The organism is Phreatobacter sp., assembly GCF_016793595.1.
Taxonomy (GTDB): domain Bacteria; phylum Pseudomonadota; class Alphaproteobacteria; order Rhizobiales; family Phreatobacteraceae; genus Phreatobacter.
Map to the genome: position 1 here is coordinate 94,956 of NZ_JAEULY010000015.1, position 19,338 is coordinate 114,293.

The window sequence follows — 19,338 nt, forward strand, 5'->3', positions numbered from 1 at the left end:
AACCATGTGATGCGCTCATCGTGTCAGCGTCAATCAGGCGCCTGACCGCGACGAGACCCTGCCGATGACAACCAGCGGAGCCACCACCCTCGCCTCCCGCCTTGCCTTCCACGGCATCGACGAGGCGACCACCCACGCCCTCAGGCTTGCCTGGGTCGACATCAAGGACGACCTGCCGCGCATCCTGACGAACTTCTACGCCCATCTCGGGGCGGTGCCCAATCTCGCCCAGATGATCGGCAGCCAGCAGGGCCGCCTGGTCGGTGCGCAGACCAAGCACTGGGAGCGCCTGTTCAGCGGCTCTTTCGACAATATCTACGAGGAAGGCGTTCGCCGGATCGGCCTGACCCATCACCGCATCGGGCTGGAACCCAGCTGGTATATCGGCGGCTATTCCTTCGTCATGAAAGAGCTCTACGGCGTCATCGTGAAGTCCTACCGGTTCCGCCCAGCCGTCGCGACCGCGCGCCTGCGGGCGATCACCTCGGCCATCATGGTGGATATCGACCTCGCCATCTCCGTCTATCAGGAAGTGCTGATGGCCGAGCGGCAGCAGCGCGGCGAGGCCCTGTCGACCGCCATCGCGACCTTCTCGTCCGGCGTCACCGAGCGGCTGGCGCGGTCGGAGGAGGCCGGCAGCCAGCTGAAGGTCTGCGCCGAGGCGCTCGACGTGGCGACCCAGCGCTCGCTGGGCGAGGTGGAGACGGTCAACGACGCCGCGCGCCTCACCGCCGGCAATGTGCAGGCGGGCGCCGCCGCGACCGAACAGCTGTCTTGCTCGGTGCGCGAGATCGGCCAGCAGTCGACCCATTCGGCCGAGGTTGCCCGCCAGGCCGCCGCTGATGCCGCGGTCGTCACCGAGGCGATCAGCGCGCTGGCCCGCCGCGCCGACGAGATCGGCGAGGTGGTCGAACTGATCAACTCCATCGCGGACCAGACCAACCTGCTGGCGCTGAACGCGACGATCGAGGCGGCCCGCGCTGGCGAGGCCGGGCGTGGCTTCGCCGTCGTCGCGAGCGAGGTGAAGGCGTTGGCCGGGCAGACCGCCAAGGCGACGACGGACATCTCCACCCGCATCGGCCAGATGCAGTCCGCCACCGGCGAAGCCGTGAAGCGGATCAGCGACATCGCCCAGGTGATCGACCAGCTGTCCTCGATCGCGGTCTCCATCGCCTCGGCGGTGGAGGAACAGACCGCCGCGACCAGCGACATCGCCCGCACCATGCAGGACAGCTCGCTCAACACGCAGAAGGTTTCGAGCGGCGTCGAGCAGCTCAGCCACGTGGCGGCGCAGGTGCAGAGCACGGGCAAGGATCTCTCGAAGGCGCGCCAGAGCCTGACCGAGCAGATCGGCGGCCTCAGGGCCGAGATCGACACTTTCCTGGAGAAGGCGAAGGCCGCCTGACCAGGCCGCCTCACCGGCCGCGGCACGCGCCGTTCATGCGCGTGCCGGCGGGCAGGGCAGCCCCGCCGCGGCCGGCCCGCGAACCTTAACCCCGGGTTCACCATGAGGCCCTAACGGTCCGCCGTCCCCCGGTTACAATCCCGGTGCTATCCGGGCCCACCTCAAGGCCTTTCATGACTACGCCTAACGATCCGGGCCTCGCGGCCCGGCTTCAGTTCCATGGAATTGACTCCACCGCCCGCGCCGAACTGCGCCTGGCCTTCGCCGACATCCGAGACGATCTCGACACGATCATCCGCGGCTTCTACGGACATATCACCAGGGTACCGCACCTCGCCGCGCTGGTCGGCGATGGCACGTCCCGCCTCGTCGCCGCGCAGAGCCGCCACTGGGAAGGCCTGTTCGCGGGGACTTTCAACGACGACTACCTCGCCAGCGCCCGGCGCATCGGCGGCATTCACCACCGGATCGGACTGGAACCGGGCTGGTACATCGGCGGCTATTCGTTCGTGCTGCGCGAGATCGAGACGGCGCTGATCCGCCGCAACCGGCTGCGGCCCGCGCGCGCCGCGCGCCGCCTGCGCGCTGTCACGTCCGCGATCACCCTCGACATGGACATCGCGATCTCCGTCTATCAGGACGCGATGATCGCCGAGCGGCAGCAGCGCGGCGCGAAGCTCGCCGCCGCGATCGACCGTTTCTCGGGCGCGGTCGCACGCCGCTTCGTCGACGCCGAGGCGGCCGGCGGGCGGATGCAGGCCTGCGTGGCGCGACTGGAGCTGGCGGCCGACCGCTGCCATGGCGAGGTCCGCACGGCGGGCGCGGGGGCGGACATGACCGCCGACAACGCGCGCGCGGGCGCGGCCGCGGTGGAGGAGCTCGCCGCCTCGGTGCGCTCGATCAGCAGCCAGTCGGACCATTCCGCCGAGGTCGCCCGTCGCGCGGCGGCCGATGCCGAGGAGGCGACAGCCTCCATCGACATGCTCGCGAGCCGGGCCGAAGAGATCGGCAATGTCGTGGAACTGATCAACGCCATTGCCGACCAGACCAACCTGCTGGCCCTCAACGCCACCATCGAAGCCGCCCGCGCGGGCGAGGCCGGTCGCGGCTTCGCGGTGGTCGCCAGCGAGGTGAAGGCGCTGGCCGGCCAGACCGCCAAGGCGACGAGCGACATCTCGGCGCGCATCGCACTGATGCAGGAGGCCACCCGCACGTCGGTGGGTCGCATCGGCTCGATCGCCGGCGTCATCGGCGACATCAACAGGATCGCGGCTGCGATCGCCGTGGCCGTCGAGCAACAGAACACCGCCACCGAGAGCCTCGCCGCCACCATGCAGGAGACGTCCCGGCACACGGACCAGGTGTCGTCCAGCGTCGGCGCGCTGAACGGCGTGGCGGGCGACGTGCAGGCAGCCGGCCATGTCCTCTCCGAGGCGCGCGCCAGCCTTGCCGGCGAGCTCGACGCGCTCCGCTCGGAGGTCGATGCCTTCCTCGACGAGGCCCGAGCGGCGTGATGCGAGCCCGTCCCATCGCCATTCCGACAGGGGTGAGGCAGAGCGCCTGACCTGATGGATCCCGGGGTTGGGCGCCGCTCGCGCCCGCCCCGTGCTGCATCGCGGTCGCAGGGCAAATGCCCCCGCTTCCGGAAGCCTCGACAGCAACAGGCGCGCAAAAAGGCCCGGGAGGCGATCAGCCATCCCGGGCCTTTTCCGTTTGCTTGTCTCCGTGGGCCTTGACGCCCCGGCGTGATTGCCGGGGGCCCGTCCCCTTCAGGGGCGCGCGCTGCTACTGCGTCACGCTGCCCGGACGGTCGCGAGGAACTTCTGCATTTCCTCGCGCAGGCGCGTCGCCTGGCCGGCGAGGCTTTCGGCGGAAGACAGGACCTGCGTCGCCGCCGCGCCCGTTTCCGACACGGCCTGCGAAACACCGACGATGTTGGACGAGACCTCGCCGGCGCCGGCCGAAGCCTGGCTGACGTTGCGGGCGATTTCCTGCGTCGCGGCGTTCTGCTCTTCCACGGCGGCGGCGATGTCGCCGGCGATCATCGACATGTCGCGGATGACCTTGGCGATGCCGGTGATCGAATGGGCCGATTCCGAGGTCGCGGTCTGGACGCCGGAAATCTGCTGGGCGATGTCGGTGGTCGCCTTGGCGGTCTGGTCGGCGAGGCCCTTGACCTCGGCCGCCACCACCGCGAAGCCCCGGCCAGCCTCGCCGGCGCGCGCTGCCTCGATGGTGGCGTTGAGCGCCAGCAGGTTGGTCTGGGCGGCGATGGCGTTGATGAGCTCGACGATCTCGCCGATCTTCTGCACCCGGTTGGACAGTTCGTTGATCTGCCCGGCGGAAACGTCGGCGCCGGCCACGGCGTCGGAAGCCATGCGCGAGGACTTCTCGACCTGGCTGCCGATCTCGCGCACCGAGGCGGCAAGCTCCTCGCTCGCCGAGGCGACGGTCTGGATGTTGGTCGTGCTTTCCTCGGAGGCCGCGGCAACCGCATTCGACTGGGCGGATGCTTCGGCGGCCGCGCCGGTCATGGTTTCGGCTGCGCTCTTCAGCTGCTCGGCGGAGGCCGAGACGGAGGAGACGATGCCACCGACAGCCGCGTCGAACTCATCGGCCATCCGGTTCATCATCGCGCGCTGTTCGGCTTCCGAACGCGACTTGGCGGCTTCCTGCTCCTCGCGCAGCTGCTGCGCCTCGATGCCGTTCTGCTTGAACGTATCGGCGGCGCGGGCGATGTCGCCGATCTCGTCGCGCCGCTCCTGGCCGACGACGGCGATGTCGAAGCGGCCATGGGCGAGTTCGCCGAGCTGGCTCGTCAGAAGGCGAAGCGGACGGGCAATGCCGAAATTGCCGATCACGACGCCGAGGCCGAGGCCGAGAAGAACGCCGACAACGCCCATGACGACCAGCAGGAACGACATGTTCCGGTTGATGCTGGTGACATTCTTGTTCAGCGCCGCGAGGCGCGTCATGTTCATGTCCATCAGGCTGCGAATGTCCTCGCGCGCCGCGAGAAAGGAATCTCGGCCGCTAGCGACCAGGACGGTCAGCTCGCGCTGCTGTTCGGGCGTCGCGCGATCGGTGATCGCCTTGGCGATGGTGAGAGCCTTCTGGAGATTGGCCCGGTAGGTCTCCGTCGACCGGCGCAGCTTGGCGACGCCCTCCTGCACATCCGCCATGGGGGACTGGGCCACCTCGTCGATCCGCGCGCGGAACAACCCCGCCTCCCGGTCGATCTGCTCAAGCGCATACTTGATCATGTCGGGCGTCGTGTTGGCCGCGAGCATAGCCTCGAGCCGGCCGATCATGATCAGATTCTGGCCGCCGCGCGCGGCCGTCACGGCGCGGGTGGCGACGCGTTCCATGCGGTCGGTCTCGCGATCGACCTCGTTGAGGGCGTAATAGCCGATCGCAGCCATGCTCAGCGTCAGCACGTTGAGCGCGAGAATGATGAGCATCAGTTTGGATGTGATGCGAATGCGGGAGAAGACCGACATGTGAGGCGTTCCACGGGGCACGGAGCGTGCGCGCCGCCACCATGGTGAGACAGAGTGAATCATGGGTTAATCAGGCACTGCAAGACACGGAACTACATGTGCAATATTCCAAGGTCACACCTTACCCAAGGTATTCAGAAATCATGTTTGATACTTCAAAGTAAACTGCCGCTTTCACAAGGAACGCGCTCCCATTTGGCGCAGCCCCGCAGATCGGCCCCGTGTCGCGGCCAGACTTTCGCCGAAGGATGGTCAGTAGCCCAGATCCGACAATGCCACGGCAATCCAGCGGGGTGCCGGGCGACAACGAAAGCTCAATCCTGTCGTCCAACTTGATTACCTCTGGCACGACGACCGCGACCGGCGGATCACACGGGACCAGCGGCTGCCCGTCGCGCCGCCCTGCTGCCGTACGGCGACACTGTCATGGCCGACATGCACTGTTGAGGGCACTGCCCGCGACGACAGGGAGATTTTTGGATGACCGACGATATCGTGACGCTGTTCCACTCGCCGCAGAGCCGCTCGGGCGCGGCGCTTGTCCTGCTGGAGGAACTGGGCGCGCCCTACAAGCTGCATGTGCTCAACATGAAGGCCGGCGAACAGCGCGGGCCCGAGTATCTGGCGGTCAATCCGATGGGCAAGGTGCCGGCGATCCGCCACCGCGACGCGCTGGTCACCGAGCAGGTCGCGATCTCCATCTATCTCGCCGATGCGTTTCCCGGGGCGGGCCTCGCGCCGGCCATCGGCGATGCCGAACGTGGCGCCTATCTGCGCTGGCTGGTCTTCTATGCCGCCTGTTTCGAACCGGCGGTCAGCGACCGCGCCATGAAGCGCGAGGCGGGCAGCGCCCAGAGCTCGCCCTACGGCGATTTCGACACGATGTATGAAACGCTGGTGCAGCATCTTTCGCGCCAGCCATTCTTCACCGGCGAACGCCTGTCGGCGGCCGACATCCTCTGGGGCACGGCGCTGCACTGGATGACGATGTTCGGCCTCGTGCCGGAGCGGCCGGTGATCACCGACTTCATCCAGAAGATCGTGTCGCGGCCGTCCTACAGGGTGATGATGGACCTCGACGAGAAGCTCGCCGCCGAGCATCAGGCCGCTGTGGTCGCGGCCGCAGAGGCAGCCGGCTGACGCCGGCTCAGCCGCACTCGCCGACGAGGCGGTGGACGACCCAGCCGGTACGGCCGAGGCTGAACTCGGCATCGCCCGGCTCGTAGAACTTGCCATCCGGCCAATGGGTGACCTGCACCCAGCGGCCGGAGGTGACGAGGCGTCCCATCTGGACGGACCGCATCTTCACGCCGTGGCCGGTGGGCATGCGGCGGATCATCGGCGCGTCGGTCGAGGGAGCACTGCGGAGTGCGGCGAAGCCGTCGGCGGTCGGCAGAACCTCGCAGACCGCGTTGAGGGCGCTCGCGGGTGAAGCCGCGAGGCCGAGGGCCAGCGCCGTTGCGGCGAGCATGCCGAGGCGGCGGGCAGAAAGGCTGCAGCGGGTCATGGCGTCATCCCTCTCGGTGGATCAGGTTGACGCTTCAGTAGCTGGCGCGGATTGGCGGACGATGCCGGACCGGAGCACCGCCCGTTTCAACTCTGTCCGCTTCCGCTTCAGCGCGGCTCGATCCGCAGCGTGCCGATGGCGTCCCGCGCGATGTCCTCCCGCCTGGTCCTCATCGGGATGAACTCCACCCGCGACCAGCGTTCGGCAAGGTTGCCGTAGAACCGCGAGGTCGGCAGTCCCGACTGTCCCGTCGAGTGCATGAACACCGAGCGCTCGGGATCGGCCATGTCGTAGAGCGCGCGCAGCGACGCGGCATGGCGCGACACGAAGGGCTCGGCCTCGTTGCGGATCGTGTGGCGGTTGACGTTGACCGTGTAGGTGTCGCCGGGAACGGGGACGCGGACGTCGAAGAGCCAGGCGAGAGCGGCGACGCGCGCGAAAGGCCGGTGCTCGGACCGCGCGTCGTGGGCGCGGCCCCACTGCCATTTCGAGCGATCCTGACCGTAGCGCTTCTCGATGTCGTCCAGCGCGAGTTCCAGCGCACGCGTAACCAGCGCAGCGCAGGAGACGGCGCCGGCCGGGGTGCCGCGGGTGGCGCACCAGTTCGACTGGCCCTCGCGATTCTGCAGGACGTTCATCATGAAGACCTGCCGCTGGTCCCACAGATCGCGGAACAGTTCGGGGCCGAGCTCGTCGGCATAGACGAGGCGGGTCAGTTCGCGCATCCACGCCGTGGCGATCAGCGGCTCGGGGCGGTCGGCCGCCATCGTGCCGTCGAAGGCCTTGAGCATGTCGAGCGCCCACTGCTCGCGTGCCGGCGTCTGGTGCCGACGCTCGCGCTCGCCCGCCGGGTAGAGCTGAAGCAGGAGCGGCAGCACCTCCCGCACGGCGTTCGAGCGGTGATCGGCCTGAATCTGCCGGAAGCTGTCCAGCGAGTGCTTGTCGCGCTGGGCCAGCAGTTCGCGGATGCGGTCGGCGCGGTGCGGCGTCGCCCATTCGCCGGTGATGAAATGGGGATAGCCCTCCGCCGTGATCCGCTCGTTGGCGGTGTAGCGGAAGCCACGCTCCGGATTGAACTCCTGCGGCAGTTCCTCGAACGGGATGAAGCCGGCCCAGTCGTAACGCGCGTCCCAGCCGGGCGCTGGAAAGAGGCCACGCAGGTCGTTGTCCGGCCGGCGCACGGGGACCCGGCCGGCGGCGACGAAACCGATATTCCCGTCAACGTCGGCATAGACCATGTTCTGCTGTGGCGCGTGATAGTGGCGGGCAGCGGCAAGGAACTCCTGCCAGTTCTTCGCCGTATTCAGGCGCGAGAAGGCCTGGACCGTCAGGTTGTCGGGCTCGAGCGCGGTCCAGCGCAGCGCCAGCGCATGACCCTGCGGAGCCGCCTCGGTCGCGCCGCGGGACGCCCCGTCCGAGATCACCGGCCCGTGGCGGGTGATGCGCACGTCGAGCGTCACGTCGGCGGCGCCCTTGACCTTGACGACCTCGCGGACGGTCTCGAAGTCGCGCCAGCCGTCCGGGGTCTGATAGCGGCTCGGGTTCTGCGGATCGATCCGCTCGATATAGACGTCCTGCACGTCCGGCCCGGTATTGGTGAAGCCCCAGGCGATGCGGTCGTTGCGGCCGAGCACCACGCCCGGCACGCCGGGCAGGGTCGCCCCGATCACCGTTCCGGACGGCGAGGTCAGCCGCGCGAAATACCAGAGCGCCGGCGCCGAGAGGCCGAGATGCGGGTCGTTGGCGAGCAACGGCTTGCCGGTCTGCGACCGCGCGCCGGACACGACCCAGTTGTTCGAGCCGACGCCTTCGAGGCCGAGATTGAACGGCCGGATCATCGCGTCCGCCCGCTGGGCCTGGCCGCCGAGCGAACGGTAGAGCGCGGTATAGTCCGGCAGCACCGGCCAGCGCTCGCCGGAATAGGGCGGCAGGAACTCGCCGATGCGTTCCATGGAGAAGCCGGCCTGCGCCAGCCGGAGGCGGGTGATCTCGGCATTGAGATTGCCGCCGAGATCGAGCGCCATCATCAGCGACCAGCCGATGGAATCGATCGGCGTCCATGGCTCGGGACCGGGCGCGCCGAGAATTTGGAACTCCGGCGGCAGCGGCGTCGTGCGGCTGGTCAGGTAGGCGTTGACGCCGCGGGCATAGGCCGCGAGCGAGACGCGCGTCTCGGCGTCGAGATTGGCCCAGATCGCCTCCGCGGACCGGCGGATGCCGATGGTGCGCAGGAAGCGGTCGGTCTCCAGCCCCGGCGCACCGACCACCTCGGCGAGGCGGCCATTGGCGATGCGGCGGTTCATCTCCATCTGCCACAGGCGATCCTGCGCGTGAACGAAGCCGAGGGCGGCGGTGGCGTCGCCATCGGTCGCCGCGAAGATGTGGGCGACGCCCTCCTTGTCGCGGATCACCTCCACCGGCCGTTCGAAGCCCGGCAGCGTGATCGTGCCGGCGACCTGCGGCTCCACCGCGCGCACGTACCAGACGACGGTGGCGACGACCGCCACGACGGCCAGGACGACGAGAAGCGCGGTCCATTTGAACAGGCGACGGATGAAGCGCATGGGACAACTCGGTAGATGGCCGCTGCCGGGAGCCGGAGAGCGGGCGCGGAGTTGATCATTGGCCGCCGACCGGAGCAAGGTGCGTTTCGACTGAGCGCACGGCAGCACCCGAGTGGAGGACGCCATGGCAGACAATGACGACGATGCGGCTCTCGAACGCGCCGCGCGCAGGATTTTCGAGCTGCAGAACCCCGGCAAGCCCTGGCCGCCCGGACCGCTGGCGAGCGCGGAGGAGAAGGAGCGCTACCGGCAGCTCGCCCGCAAGGAACTCGGCTCCAAGGAAAGCTGACGGCCGGCCGGCTTGAACAGCCGCCGCCGCCATGCGAGGAAGCGCGCCTCATGTAGCGCCTTTCGCTACATAGTTTCGGGACTTTCTCGGCCATGGCGACCTTCAAGCCGCTCGTCTTTTCGGGCATGCAGCCTTCGGGCGACCTGCACCTCGGCAATTATCTCGGCGCGCTGGTGAACTGGGTCGCCATGCAGGAAACCCACGATTGCATCTATTGCGTCGTGGACATGCACGCGATCACCGTCTGGCAGGACCCGAAGGCGCTGCAGAAGGCGATCCGCGAGGTCACGGCCGCCTATATCGCCGCCGGCATCGATCCGAAGCGCTCGATCCTGTTCAACCAGAGCCAGGTCCACGAGCATGCGGAGCTTGCCTGGGTGTTCAACTGCATCGCGCGGATCGGCTGGATGAACCGCATGACGCAGTTCAAGGACAAGGCCGGCAAGGACAGGGAGAACGCCTCGCTCGGCCTCCTCGCCTATCCGAGCCTGATGGCGGCCGACATCCTCGCCTATCGCGCGACGCACGTGCCCGTGGGCGACGACCAGAAGCAGCACCTGGAACTGACCCGCGACATCGCGATCAAGTTCAACAACGACTATGCCGAGCGCATTGCCGAACTCGGCCATGGCGACGCCTTCTTCCCCGTCACCGAGCCGGTGATCATGGGGCCGGCGACGCGCGTCATGTCGCTGCGCGATGGCACCAAGAAGATGTCCAAGTCGGACCCGTCCGACTATTCGCGCATCGCGCTGACCGACGATGCCGACACCATCGCCCAGAAGGTCCGCAAGGCCCGCACCGACCCCGAACCGCTGCCGACCGAGGAAGCCGGCCTCAAGGGGCGCGCCGAGGCCGACAACCTCGTCGGCATCTTCGCGGCGCTGTCGGGGCGCACCAAGGCCGACGTGCTGAAGGAGTTCGGCGGCGGCCAGTTCTCGACGTTCAAGGTTGCGCTGGCGGACCTGTCGGTCGCCAAGCTCTCGCCGATCACGTCGGAGATGAAGCGGCTTTTGAACGACCCGGCCGAGATCGACCGCATCCTTGGCACCGGCGCCGAGCGCGCGCGGGCCGTCGCCCGGCCGGTGATGGATTCGGTCAAGGACATCGTCGGCTTCGTCCGTTCCTGAACAGACGCGGGACAACTCGCGGCTGTCGCCATGCGGCAGCTTTGTGACAGTTGACTCTTTTTGCGCGCCTTCCGACTGTGAGCATCAATTTTCTCCGCTCCGGGCGTCCGGGCGGAGCCTTACGGGAGCCTGCCTCATGACCACCCTCCGCCGTGGCGCGCTTGTCGCCGCCTTCGCGCTCGTCGCCGGCTCCGCCGGCGCCCAGCAGCTCATTCCCTCGCCGACGCTGGACGCGATCCGCGCGCGCGGCCATCTGGAATGCGGCGTCCATCTCGGCCTGCCGGGCTTCTCCTTCGCCAACGACAAGGGCGAGTGGACCGGCCTCGACGTCGATTATTGCCGCGCGCTGGCAGCCGCCGTCCTCGGCGATGCCAACAAGGTCCGCTACACGCCGACCTCCGTGCAGCAGCGCTGGCCGGTGCTCCAGTCGGGCCAGGTGGACGTGCTGTCCCGCAACACCACGATCACCTATTCGCGCAACGCCACGCTCGGCGTGAACTTCCAGGGCATCAACTTCTACGAGGGCCAGACCTTCATCGTGCGCACCGCCTCGGGCGCCAAGAAGCCGACCGACCTCGAGAACGCCTCGATCTGCGTCGCCGCCGGCTCGACCGAGGAGCGCATGGCCGCGGACTATTTCCGCGAGCGCAACCTCAAGGTCTCGATCATCAACTTCCAGAAGAACGACGACGCCATCGCCGCCTATGATGCAGGCCGCTGCGACAGCTACACCGCTGGTGTCGGCGCGCTCGCCGGCCAGCGCATCAAGCTGCGCAATCCCGGCGAGCACACGATCATGACCGAGCTGATCTCCAACGACCCGCAGGGGCCGGTCACCCGCTACGGCGACGAGCGCTGGCAGGCCATCGTCCGCTGGGTGCTGAACGGCATGATCGCCGCCGAGCATCTCGGCGTGACCTCGAAGAACGTCGACGAGATGCGCTCGAACTCGCGCAATGCCGAAATCCGCCGCCTGCTCGGCGCGGACGGCAATTTCGGCGCCATGCTCGGCCTCGACAATGCCTGGATGTTCAACGCCATCAAGCAGGTCGGGAACTACAGCGAGAGCTATGAGCGCACGGTCGGCAAGGGCTCGCCGCTCGGCCTCGAGCGCGGCGCCAACCAGCTCTGGACGCGCGGCGGCCTCCTGTTCACGCCGCCGTTCCAGTGATGGCTTTGCGGCCGAGGATCGCGCAGGTCCGCCGCAACTGATCCGCTTCCGCCCGTCCGGCACCGCCGGGCGGGCATCCCCTCCGCCGCAGCGCTTTAAGACAGGCCGTTCTTGACCCGCTATTTCTACGACAAGCGTGTGCGCGAAATCTTCTGGCAGGCCGCGTTGCTGCTCGGCCTTGCCGCGACGGTGGTCGTCATCGTCCGCAACGCCTCGCAGAACATGGTCAATGCCGGCATGGCTTCCGGCTTCGACTTCCTGTGGCGCACCTCGGGCATCGATGTGCCCTTCGTGCTGACCAACTACACACCGGATTCCAACATTCTCGCCCTGCTCTGGGTCGGCGTCGTCAACACGCTGGTCATCTCCTTCGTCTCGGTGGTGGCTGCGACGCTGCTCGGTTTCGTGATCGGCGTGGCGCGGCTCTCGGCGAACAAACTGCTGTCGGGACTTGCCGGCGCCTTCATCGAGTTCGTCCGCAACATCCCGCTGCTGTTCTTCGTGCTGTTCTGGTATTTCGGTGTCATCGCCGCGCTGCCGGGACCGCGCCAGTCGATCGGCATCTTCTCGGTCGCCTATCTGAACAATCGCGGTCTCACGATCCCGGTGCCGACGGACGGCAGCGCGTTCCGCATTGCCGCGGGTGTCGTGCTGGTCGGGCTGGTCGTGCAGGCCGCCATCGCCTTCTGGGCCAAGCGCCGCCGTGACGCGACGGGGCAGATCTTCCCCGTCTGGGCCAGCGGCCTTGTCCTGCTCGCGGCCCTGCCGGCGCTCGCCTTCGGCATCGCCTCGGCGATCAGCCCGTGGGACGTGCCGGCGCTGCGCGGCTTCAACTTCCGCGGCGGCTTCGTGCTGGTGCCGGAATTCGTCGCGCTGTTCGCGGCGCTGACCACCTACACGGCCGGCTTCATCGCCGAGATCGTTCGCGGCGGCATCCAGTCCGTGGTCAAGGGCCAGTGGGAGGCTGCCTATGCGCTGGGGCTGAGGCCCAACCGCGCGCTCAGCCTCGTCGTCATCCCGCAGGCCATGCGGGTGATGATCCCGCCGCTGACCAGCCAGTATCTCAACGTCTTGAAGAATTCCTCCTTCGGCGCGGCCATCGCCTTCCCCGAACTCGTCAGCGTCTTCGTCGGCTCCGCGCTGACCAATACCGGTCAGGCCATCGAGATCATCGCCATCACGCTAGCGATCTATCTCGCCATCGGCCTCGCCGTCTCGGGCTTCATGAACTGGTACAACGCCAAGACCGCGCTGGTGACCCGATGAGCGACGTCGCCGCGCCCTCCATGCCGCCGCTCCTGCGCCGCCTGCGGCAGGGCTATTTCGCGACGCCCGTGGACGCGGTCGTCTCGCTGCTGTGCATCGCGGCGATCGTCGCCATCGTCGTTCCCATCGTGCGCTGGGCGATCATCGACGCCCAATTCGCCGGGACGACCCGCGCCGACTGCACCGGCGAGGGCGCCTGCTGGGTTTTCATCAAGGCCCGCTTCGGCCAGTTCATGTATGGCTTCTATCCCGTGGAGCAGCGCTGGCGGGTGAACCTTGCCGGGCTGCTGCTGGTCGCCACGGTCGCTGTGTCCTTCTGGAAGGCCCTGCCGCGCCGCGCCATCACGGTCCCCGCGCTCTGGGCGCTGGTGCTGCTCGTCGACGCCTGGCTGCTGGCCGGCGGCTTCGGCCTGCCGCGCATCGAGACGCGCCAGTGGGGCGGCCTGATGCTGACCGTGTTCCTGTCGGTCTATGCGGGCGTGCTCGCCGTGCCGCTCGGCATCCTGCTGGCCCTTGGCCGGCAGTCGGAACTGCCGGTGATCCGGCTGGTCGCCACCATCTTCATCGAATTCTGGCGCGGCGTGCCGATCATCACGGTGATCTTCCTCGCCTCGCTCCTCCTGCCGCTGGTCATGCCGGCCGGCTGGGACATCGACCGGCTCGTGCGCGCGCTGGTGGGCCTCGCCTTCGTCATCGCCGCCTATATGGCGGAAGCGGTGCGCGGCGGCCTGCAGGCGATCCCGAAGGGCCAGTGGGAGGCCGCCGCCGCCGGCGGGCTCGGCTACTGGCAGACCACCGGCCTGATCGTGCTGCCGCAGGCGCTGCGCATTTCCATGCCGGCCATGACCAACGAGTTCATCGCGCTGGTGAAGAACACCTCGCTGGTCTCCATCGTCTCGATCTTCGACCTGCTCGGCATCGCCCAGGCCTCGCTCGCCGATCCCGCCTGGGTCGGCATGAACAAGGAGGCCTATGCCTTCGCCGGCACGGTCTACTGGGTCATCTGCTTCGGCCTGTCGCGCTGGTCGCGGCATCTGGAAGCCAGCCGCAAGACGACGCACTGATCCCGACGCACTGATCGCGCGGCACTGACGCGCGCCCGGCTGCATTGCCGGACGCCGCCTCCGGCGCTAGGTCAGCGGTCTCTCGCGCAATGGATGCCGCCATGACCGCTGCCGCCGGCCCCCTCTCCGACATCAAGGTCGTCGAGCTCGGCTCGTTCATCGCCGGACCCTATTGCGGCCAGCTGCTCGCCGACATGGGCGCCGACCTCGTCAAGTTCGAGGATCCCGGCAAGGGCGACCCGATGCGCCAGTGGGGCTTCGCCAAGAAGGACGGCGCTTCGGTCTGGTGGCCGGTCATCGGCCGCAACAAGAAGAGCGTGACAGTCGATCTCCGCAAGCCCAAGGGGCAGGACATCCTGCGCCGCCTTGTCGCCGGGGCCGACGTGCTGCTGGAGAACTTCCGGCCCGGCACGCTGGAGAAATGGGGCCTCACCGTCGAGGCCCTGCATGCCCTCAATCCGAAGCTGATCATCGCCCGTGTCTCCGGCTACGGCCAGTACGGCCCCTACTCCGAGAAGGCGGGCTTTGCCGCCGTCGCCGAGGCCATGGGCGGCATGCGCACGATCAACGGCTACCCCGACCGGCTGCCAACCCGCACGGGCCTGTCCATCGGCGACACGCTGGCCGGCATCTACACGGCCTTCGGCATCCTCGCCGCGCTCCACCAGCGCGGGAGAGACGGCAAGGGACAGGTCATCGATGTCGGCCTGACCGATGCCATCCTCGCCTCCATCGAAGGGGTAATCGCGGAATATTCGGTGACCGGCCATGTGCGCGGCCGCACCGGGCTGACCTCGCCGGGTTTCGCTCCCTCCAACATCTATCCGACCCTCGACGGCCACCACATCGTCATCGGCGCCAATGCCGACACGATCTGCAAGCGGCTGTTCGCTGTCATGGGCATGGATTTCCTTGGCCAGGACCCGCGCTTTGCCACCCACGGCGCACGCGGCCAGCCGGACAATCAGGCGGAGATCGACCGGATCATCGGCGACTGGACCAGCACCAAGGCGAGAGACGAACTCCTCGCGCTGCTCGACGGCGCGGCGGTGCCCGCCGGCGGCGTCAACGACGCGGCGGCGGTGACGGCCGATCCGCATTTCCGGGCGCGCGACATGGTGGTCGAGGTCGAGACGAAGGCGTTCGGCCGGATGCTGATGCAGGGCATCGTGCCGAAGCTCACGCGCACCCCCGGTGCGGTCCGCTGGCCGGGCGCCGGGCTCGGCGAGCATACGGAGGCAGTGCTGAGAGCGGCGGGCTTCGCGGACGAAGAAATCGACGAGATGCGGAAAGACGGCGTTCTCTAGCCCGACCGAATTGACTTCATGCCTCCCGCCACGTGAGATCGGCCCATGTCATCCGATCTCGACAGCCAGTTCCTGTCCCAAGCCGTCAGGCTGTCCCGCATCCATATGGAGGCCGGCCACGGCGGCCCCTTCGGCGCGGTGGTCGTCCTCGACCGCAAGGTCGTCGCCGAGGGCTGGAACCAGGTCACCTCGACCAACGACCCGACCGCCCATGCAGAGGTCGTCGCCATCCGCCGCGCCTGCACGGCGCTCGGCCGCTTCGACCTCAGCGGCGCGACGCTCTATACGAGCTGCGAGCCCTGCCCCATGTGCCTCGCCTCGGCGCTCTGGGCGCGCGTCGGCCGCATCGTCTATGCGAATACCCGCGACGATGCCGCCGCCATCGGCTTCGACGACGCGCCGTTCTACGAGGAGATGAAGCGCGCGCCGGCCACGACCATGGCGCGGATGGACCATCAGCCCTCCGCCGAGGCGCGCGGCGTCTTCCTCGAATGGGCGGCCAAGCCCGACAAGGTCGAGTACTGATGCCGCCGCTTCTGGAAGCGCGCGGCATCGTCAAGCGCTACGGCGCGCTGACCGCCAACGACCATGTCGATCTGACCGTCGCGCCAGCCGAGATCCACGCCCTGCTCGGCGAGAACGGCGCGGGCAAGTCGACGCTGATCAAGATCCTCTACGGCCTCGTCCAGCCGGGCGAGGGTAGCATCGCCTTCGAGGGCCGGCCGGTGGCGCTGACAAGCCCCGCTCAGGCGCGCCGGCTCGGCATCGGCATGGTGTTCCAGCACTTCTCGCTGTTCGAGGCGCTGACGGTGGCCGAGAATGTCGCGCTGTCGCTGCCGGCGGAAACGCCGATGGTGACCATCGAGGCGGAGGTCGCACGCCTCTCGGCTGCCTATGGCCTGCCGCTTGAGCCCCGCCGCGAGGTCTGGCGCCTCTCTGTCGGCGAGCGTCAGCGCATCGAGATCGTCCGTGCGCTATTGCAGAACCCGAAGCTGCTGATCCTCGACGAGCCGACCTCGGTGTTGACCCCACAGGAGGCCGACCGGCTGTTCGAGACGCTGGAGAGGCTGAAGGCCGAGGGCCGCAGCGTTCTCTACATTTCCCACAAGCTGGACGAGGTGCGCCGCCTCTGCGACCGCGCGACCATCCTGCGTGCCGGCAAGGTGGTCGCCGCCTGCGATCCGCGCGCCGAGACGGCCGCGAGCCTCGCCCGCATGATGGTCGGCGCCGAAGTCGGCCAAGTGCGCGCGGCGGCTCATGAACCGGGGGCGGTGCGGCTGTCCGTGAGCGGCTTGTCGCTGGCCGCCGCCGATACCCACGGCACGGCGCTTCGCGACATCACGCTCGCCGTGCGCGCCGGCGAAATCGCCGGCATTGCCGGCATTGCCGGCAACGGCCAGGACGAGCTGTTCGCCGCGCTTTCCGGCGAGCGCGGCAGCGCGGCCGGATCGGTCGTCATCGACGGCAACGCCGTGGGCGCGGAGAGCGTCACGGCACGGCGCAGGCGCGGCGCGGCCTTCGTGCCGGAGGAGCGGCTCGGCCATGCCGCCGCGCCGCGCTTCACGCTCAGCGAGAACACGCTGCTGTCGGGCCATGCCACCAACGGCTTCGTGCGCGGCGGCCTCATCGACCGCAATGCCGTGTCCGAATGGTTGCAGCGGGTCATCAAGGCGTTCGACGTGCGCATGAGCGGGCCTGATCCGGAGGCGCGGGCACTCTCAGGCGGCAATCTCCAGAAGTTCGTCGTCGGCCGGGAAATCCTGCGCGAGCCTTCCTTGCTGGTCGTCGCCCAGCCGACCTGGGGCGTCGATGCGGCGGCCGCCGCGACCATCCGGCAGGCGCTGATCGATCTCGCCGCGCGCGGGACGGCGGTGCTGGTCATCAGCCAGGACCTCGACGAACTGTTCGAGATCAGCGACCGCATCGCGGTCATTTCGGAGGGCCGGCTGTCGGAAGCAGCCCCAGCGCGTTCGCTCACGCGCGAGCAAATCGGCCTCATGATGGGCGGTATCCACGGCGAGGCCGCGGCATGAGGATCATGCTCGAACGCCGCGACGACCGGCCGCGCTGGTTGAGCCTCGCCTCGCCGCTGGCGGCCGTGACGCTGACCATGATCGCCGGCGCCATCCTCTTCGCGCTGATGGGCCGCAACCCGGCCGCGGCGCTGAAGGTCTTCTTCATCGATCCCTTGAGCGACGGCTGGGCGCTGCAGGAACTGGCGGTGAAGGCGACGCCGCTGATCCTCATCTCGGTGGGACTGGCGCTCTGCTACCGCTCCAACACCTGGAACATCGGCGCCGAGGGACAGCTCGTCATGGGCGCGATCTTCGGTTCATGGCTGGCGCTGGCGACCCACGGCACGCCGAACGGCCCCTGGGTGATCGCCGCCATGCTCGCCCTCGGCGCGCTCGGCGGGATGTGCTGGGCACTGATCCCCGCGCTTCTCAAGATCCGCTTCGGCGTCAACGAGATCCTGACCAGCCTGATGCTGGTCTATGTCGCGGAACTGACGCTCGACTATCTCGTGCGCGGGCGCTGGCGCGACCCCAAGGGCTTCAACTTCCCGCAATCGGTGAATTTCGAACCCGAAGCGACCATGCCGCTGCTGGCGGAATCGGGACGGCTGCATGTCGGCTTTCTCATCGCCATCGCCGTAGCGCTCACCGCCGCCTTCGTCATGGCGCGAATGATCAAGGGCTTCGAGATCAGGCTGGTGGGCGAGGCGCCGCGCGCGGCCCGCTTCGCCGGCTTCGACGACCGCCGCACGACGCTCCTCGTCTTCGCGGTGTCCGGCGCGCTGGCGGGCCTTGCCGGCATCATCGAGGTGGCGGGGCCCATCGGACAGCTCCAGCCGTCGATCTCGCCGGGCTACGGCTTCACGGCGATCATCGTCGCCTTTCTCGGCCGGCTGAACCCGATCGGCGCGCTGATTGCCGCGCTGTTCCTCGCGCTCACCTTCATCGGCGGGGAAAACGCGCAGATCGCCATGCGCATCCCGCTCGATGTGACGCGCGTGTTCCAGGGCCTGCTGCTGTTCTTCGTGCTCGGCTGCGACGCCTTCCTGCTCTATCGCCTGCGCATCCTCTCCGCAGGGAGGACCACCTGATGGGCCTGTTCGAAGCGATCCTGCTCACCGTCGTCACGGCCGCGACCCCACTCCTCATCGCGGCGCTGGGCGAACTCGTGGTCGAGCGCTCCGGCGTCCTCAATCTCGGCGTCGAGGGCATGATGATCGTCGGCGCGGCCACCGGTTTCGCGGTCGCGATCCTGACCGGATCGGCACTGCTCGGCGTTCTCGCCGCGGTTGCCGCCGGCATGGCCATGGCGGCGCTGTTCGCCGGACTGACCCTCGGCCTCGCCGCCAACCAGGTCGCCACCGGGCTTGCGCTGACCATCCTCGGCATCGGCCTGTCGGGCCTGATCGGGCGCGACTTCATCGGTGCGCGGCGCGACCCGATGGCCAGGATCGTCGTTCCCTACCTCTCCGACATCCCGGTCGTCGGCAAGCTCGTCTTCGCGCAAGACCCCATCGTCTATGCCTCGGTGGCGCTGCTCGCCGGCGTCTGGTGGTTCCTGTTCAGGAGCCGCGCCGGACTGGTGCTGCGCGCCGTCGGCGAGAGCCACGCCTCGGCCCATGCGCTGGGCTATTCGGTGCTGAAGATCCGCTTCCTCGCCGTGCTGTTCGGCGGCGGCTGCGCGGGCCTCGCGGGGGCCTATCTGTCGCTCGCCTACACTCCGTTCTGGTCGCCGGGCATGACCGCTGGGCGCGGCTGGATTGCGCTCGCCATCGTGGTCTTCGCCAGCTGGCTGCCGCTGCGCGCCGCCATCGGCGCCTATCTGTTCGGCGGCGTCACGGTTCTCCAGCTGCACGCGCAGGCGCAGGGACTCGGCATTCCAAGCCAGCTCATGTCGGCCCTGCCCTATCTCGCGACCATCCTGGTGCTGGTCCTGATCAGCGCCGGGCGGCGCGGCAGCCAGGCGCCGGCGTCTCTCGGCACGCCTTTCGTACCCGATCGCTGAGCCCGCGGCGCGGTGTGGCGCTGGTGGGTGTACCACCCCTGTCGCATTGACTTGTCCGCCGCCAGTCCTTACCCCTGAGAGCATAAGAAGAAGGCTTCGGGACCGTCGCACCATC

The 19,338-nt window shown here is 68.4% G+C and carries 16 protein-coding genes and 1 pseudogene; 14 read left to right on the forward strand and 3 right to left on the reverse strand.

Going from position 1 to position 19,338, the window contains the following annotated elements:
- Positions 1-64: 64 nt before the first annotated feature.
- The 3 genes and pseudogenes from JNK84_RS23560 to JNK84_RS15420 all read left to right on the forward strand — a co-directional run.
- Positions 65-526 (forward strand): annotated as a pseudogene (locus JNK84_RS23560) (protoglobin domain-containing protein); the annotation flags it as partial.
- A gap of 12 nt (positions 527-538) precedes the next feature.
- A complete protein-coding gene (locus tag JNK84_RS23565; protein WP_441343261.1) occupies positions 539-1,405 on the forward strand; it encodes a methyl-accepting chemotaxis protein in 867 nt (288 codons plus the stop codon).
- Between the two features lie 173 nt (positions 1,406-1,578).
- Positions 1,579-2,919: a globin-coupled sensor protein gene (locus JNK84_RS15420; protein ID WP_293425381.1), complete on the forward strand. Its 1,341-nt coding sequence runs from the start codon at positions 1,579-1,581 to the stop codon at positions 2,917-2,919.
- A 279-nt stretch (positions 2,920-3,198) separates the two neighbouring features.
- Here JNK84_RS15420 and JNK84_RS15425 read toward each other — a convergent pair whose 3' ends face one another.
- Positions 3,199-4,905, reverse strand: coding sequence for a methyl-accepting chemotaxis protein (locus tag JNK84_RS15425; protein WP_293425383.1), 1,707 nt, complete (start codon positions 4,903-4,905; stop codon positions 3,199-3,201).
- 480 nt (positions 4,906-5,385) lie between these two features.
- On the opposite strand from JNK84_RS15425, the gene JNK84_RS15430 reads away from it, so the two are divergent.
- The gene (locus JNK84_RS15430) at positions 5,386-6,045 is read left to right on the forward strand and encodes a glutathione S-transferase family protein (RefSeq protein ID WP_293425385.1); all 660 of its coding nucleotides are present in this window, start codon (positions 5,386-5,388) and stop codon (positions 6,043-6,045) included.
- A 7-nt stretch (positions 6,046-6,052) separates the two neighbouring features.
- Here the strand turns inward: JNK84_RS15430 and JNK84_RS15435 are convergent, their stop codons facing one another.
- Together JNK84_RS15435 and JNK84_RS15440 are read right to left on the reverse strand one after the other, a co-directional pair.
- Positions 6,053-6,412: an SH3 domain-containing protein gene (locus tag JNK84_RS15435; RefSeq protein WP_293425387.1), complete on the reverse strand. Its 360-nt coding sequence runs from the start codon at positions 6,410-6,412 to the stop codon at positions 6,053-6,055.
- Between the two features lie 107 nt (positions 6,413-6,519).
- Positions 6,520-8,976, reverse strand: a complete 2,457-nt coding sequence (locus JNK84_RS15440; RefSeq protein ID WP_293425389.1) for a penicillin acylase family protein — start codon at positions 8,974-8,976, stop codon at positions 6,520-6,522.
- Between the two features lie 124 nt (positions 8,977-9,100).
- On the opposite strand from JNK84_RS15440, the gene JNK84_RS15445 reads away from it, so the two are divergent.
- The 10 genes from JNK84_RS15445 (at position 9,101) to JNK84_RS15490 (ending at position 19,223) form a co-directional block, all read left to right on the forward strand.
- Complete coding sequence (locus JNK84_RS15445) at positions 9,101-9,265, forward strand: hypothetical protein (protein ID WP_293425391.1); 165 nt, start codon at positions 9,101-9,103, stop codon at positions 9,263-9,265.
- 92 nt (positions 9,266-9,357) lie between these two features.
- Entirely contained in the window at positions 9,358-10,395 is a 1,038-nt protein-coding gene (trpS, locus tag JNK84_RS15450) for a tryptophan--tRNA ligase (RefSeq protein ID WP_293425392.1), read from the forward strand.
- Between the two features lie 136 nt (positions 10,396-10,531).
- Entirely contained in the window at positions 10,532-11,566 is a 1,035-nt protein-coding gene (locus JNK84_RS15455) for an amino acid ABC transporter substrate-binding protein (RefSeq protein ID WP_293425394.1), read from the forward strand.
- Between the two features lie 111 nt (positions 11,567-11,677).
- Entirely contained in the window at positions 11,678-12,832 is a 1,155-nt protein-coding gene (locus JNK84_RS15460; protein ID WP_293425396.1) for an amino acid ABC transporter permease, read from the forward strand.
- Positions 12,829-13,896 carry an amino acid ABC transporter permease gene (locus tag JNK84_RS15465; protein WP_293425398.1) on the forward strand — a complete coding sequence of 356 codons (1,068 nt, stop codon included), beginning with the start codon at positions 12,829-12,831 and terminating at the stop codon, positions 13,894-13,896. The genes JNK84_RS15460 and JNK84_RS15465 overlap by 4 nt, the downstream gene beginning before the upstream one ends.
- Before the next feature lie 101 nt (positions 13,897-13,997).
- On the forward strand, positions 13,998-15,203 hold the full coding sequence (locus JNK84_RS15470) for a CaiB/BaiF CoA transferase family protein (protein WP_293425400.1): 1,206 nt from the start codon (positions 13,998-14,000) through the stop codon (positions 15,201-15,203).
- A 45-nt stretch (positions 15,204-15,248) separates the two neighbouring features.
- On the forward strand, positions 15,249-15,728 hold the full coding sequence (locus tag JNK84_RS15475; RefSeq protein ID WP_293425402.1) for a nucleoside deaminase: 480 nt from the start codon (positions 15,249-15,251) through the stop codon (positions 15,726-15,728).
- On the forward strand, positions 15,728-17,236 hold the full coding sequence (locus JNK84_RS15480; protein WP_293425404.1) for an ABC transporter ATP-binding protein: 1,509 nt from the start codon (positions 15,728-15,730) through the stop codon (positions 17,234-17,236). The genes JNK84_RS15475 and JNK84_RS15480 overlap by 1 nt, the downstream gene beginning before the upstream one ends.
- Positions 17,233-18,309 (forward strand): ABC transporter permease, encoded by a 1,077-nt coding sequence (locus JNK84_RS15485; protein WP_293425405.1) that lies wholly within the window; start codon positions 17,233-17,235, stop codon positions 18,307-18,309. The genes JNK84_RS15480 and JNK84_RS15485 overlap by 4 nt, the downstream gene beginning before the upstream one ends.
- Positions 18,309-19,223, forward strand: a complete 915-nt coding sequence (locus JNK84_RS15490) for an ABC transporter permease (protein ID WP_293425407.1) — start codon at positions 18,309-18,311, stop codon at positions 19,221-19,223. The genes JNK84_RS15485 and JNK84_RS15490 overlap by 1 nt, the downstream gene beginning before the upstream one ends.
- Positions 19,224-19,338 lie beyond the last annotated feature (115 nt).

What these genes read in the sequence shown, in the direction of transcription:
- JNK84_RS23565 (WP_441343261.1), top strand. Translation starts at nt 539, where the DNA reads ATGGCCGAGCGGCAGCAGCGCGGCGAGGCCCTGTCGACCGCCATCGCG.
- JNK84_RS15420 (WP_293425381.1), top strand. Translation starts at nt 1,579, where the DNA reads ATGACTACGCCTAACGATCCGGGCCTCGCGGCCCGGCTTCAGTTCCAT.
- JNK84_RS15425 (WP_293425383.1), bottom strand. Translation starts at nt 4,905, where the DNA reads ATGTCGGTCTTCTCCCGCATTCGCATCACATCCAAACTGATGCTCATC.
- JNK84_RS15430 (WP_293425385.1), top strand. Translation starts at nt 5,386, where the DNA reads ATGACCGACGATATCGTGACGCTGTTCCACTCGCCGCAGAGCCGCTCG.
- JNK84_RS15435 (WP_293425387.1), bottom strand. Translation starts at nt 6,412, where the DNA reads ATGACCCGCTGCAGCCTTTCTGCCCGCCGCCTCGGCATGCTCGCCGCA.
- JNK84_RS15440 (WP_293425389.1), bottom strand. Translation starts at nt 8,976, where the DNA reads ATGCGCTTCATCCGTCGCCTGTTCAAATGGACCGCGCTTCTCGTCGTC.
- JNK84_RS15445 (WP_293425391.1), top strand. Translation starts at nt 9,101, where the DNA reads ATGGCAGACAATGACGACGATGCGGCTCTCGAACGCGCCGCGCGCAGG.
- trpS (WP_293425392.1), top strand. Translation starts at nt 9,358, where the DNA reads ATGGCGACCTTCAAGCCGCTCGTCTTTTCGGGCATGCAGCCTTCGGGC.
- JNK84_RS15455 (WP_293425394.1), top strand. Translation starts at nt 10,532, where the DNA reads ATGACCACCCTCCGCCGTGGCGCGCTTGTCGCCGCCTTCGCGCTCGTC.
- JNK84_RS15465 (WP_293425398.1), top strand. Translation starts at nt 12,829, where the DNA reads ATGAGCGACGTCGCCGCGCCCTCCATGCCGCCGCTCCTGCGCCGCCTG.
- JNK84_RS15470 (WP_293425400.1), top strand. Translation starts at nt 13,998, where the DNA reads ATGACCGCTGCCGCCGGCCCCCTCTCCGACATCAAGGTCGTCGAGCTC.
- JNK84_RS15475 (WP_293425402.1), top strand. Translation starts at nt 15,249, where the DNA reads ATGTCATCCGATCTCGACAGCCAGTTCCTGTCCCAAGCCGTCAGGCTG.
- JNK84_RS15480 (WP_293425404.1), top strand. Translation starts at nt 15,728, where the DNA reads ATGCCGCCGCTTCTGGAAGCGCGCGGCATCGTCAAGCGCTACGGCGCG.
- JNK84_RS15485 (WP_293425405.1), top strand. Translation starts at nt 17,233, where the DNA reads ATGAGGATCATGCTCGAACGCCGCGACGACCGGCCGCGCTGGTTGAGC.
- JNK84_RS15490 (WP_293425407.1), top strand. Translation starts at nt 18,309, where the DNA reads ATGGGCCTGTTCGAAGCGATCCTGCTCACCGTCGTCACGGCCGCGACC.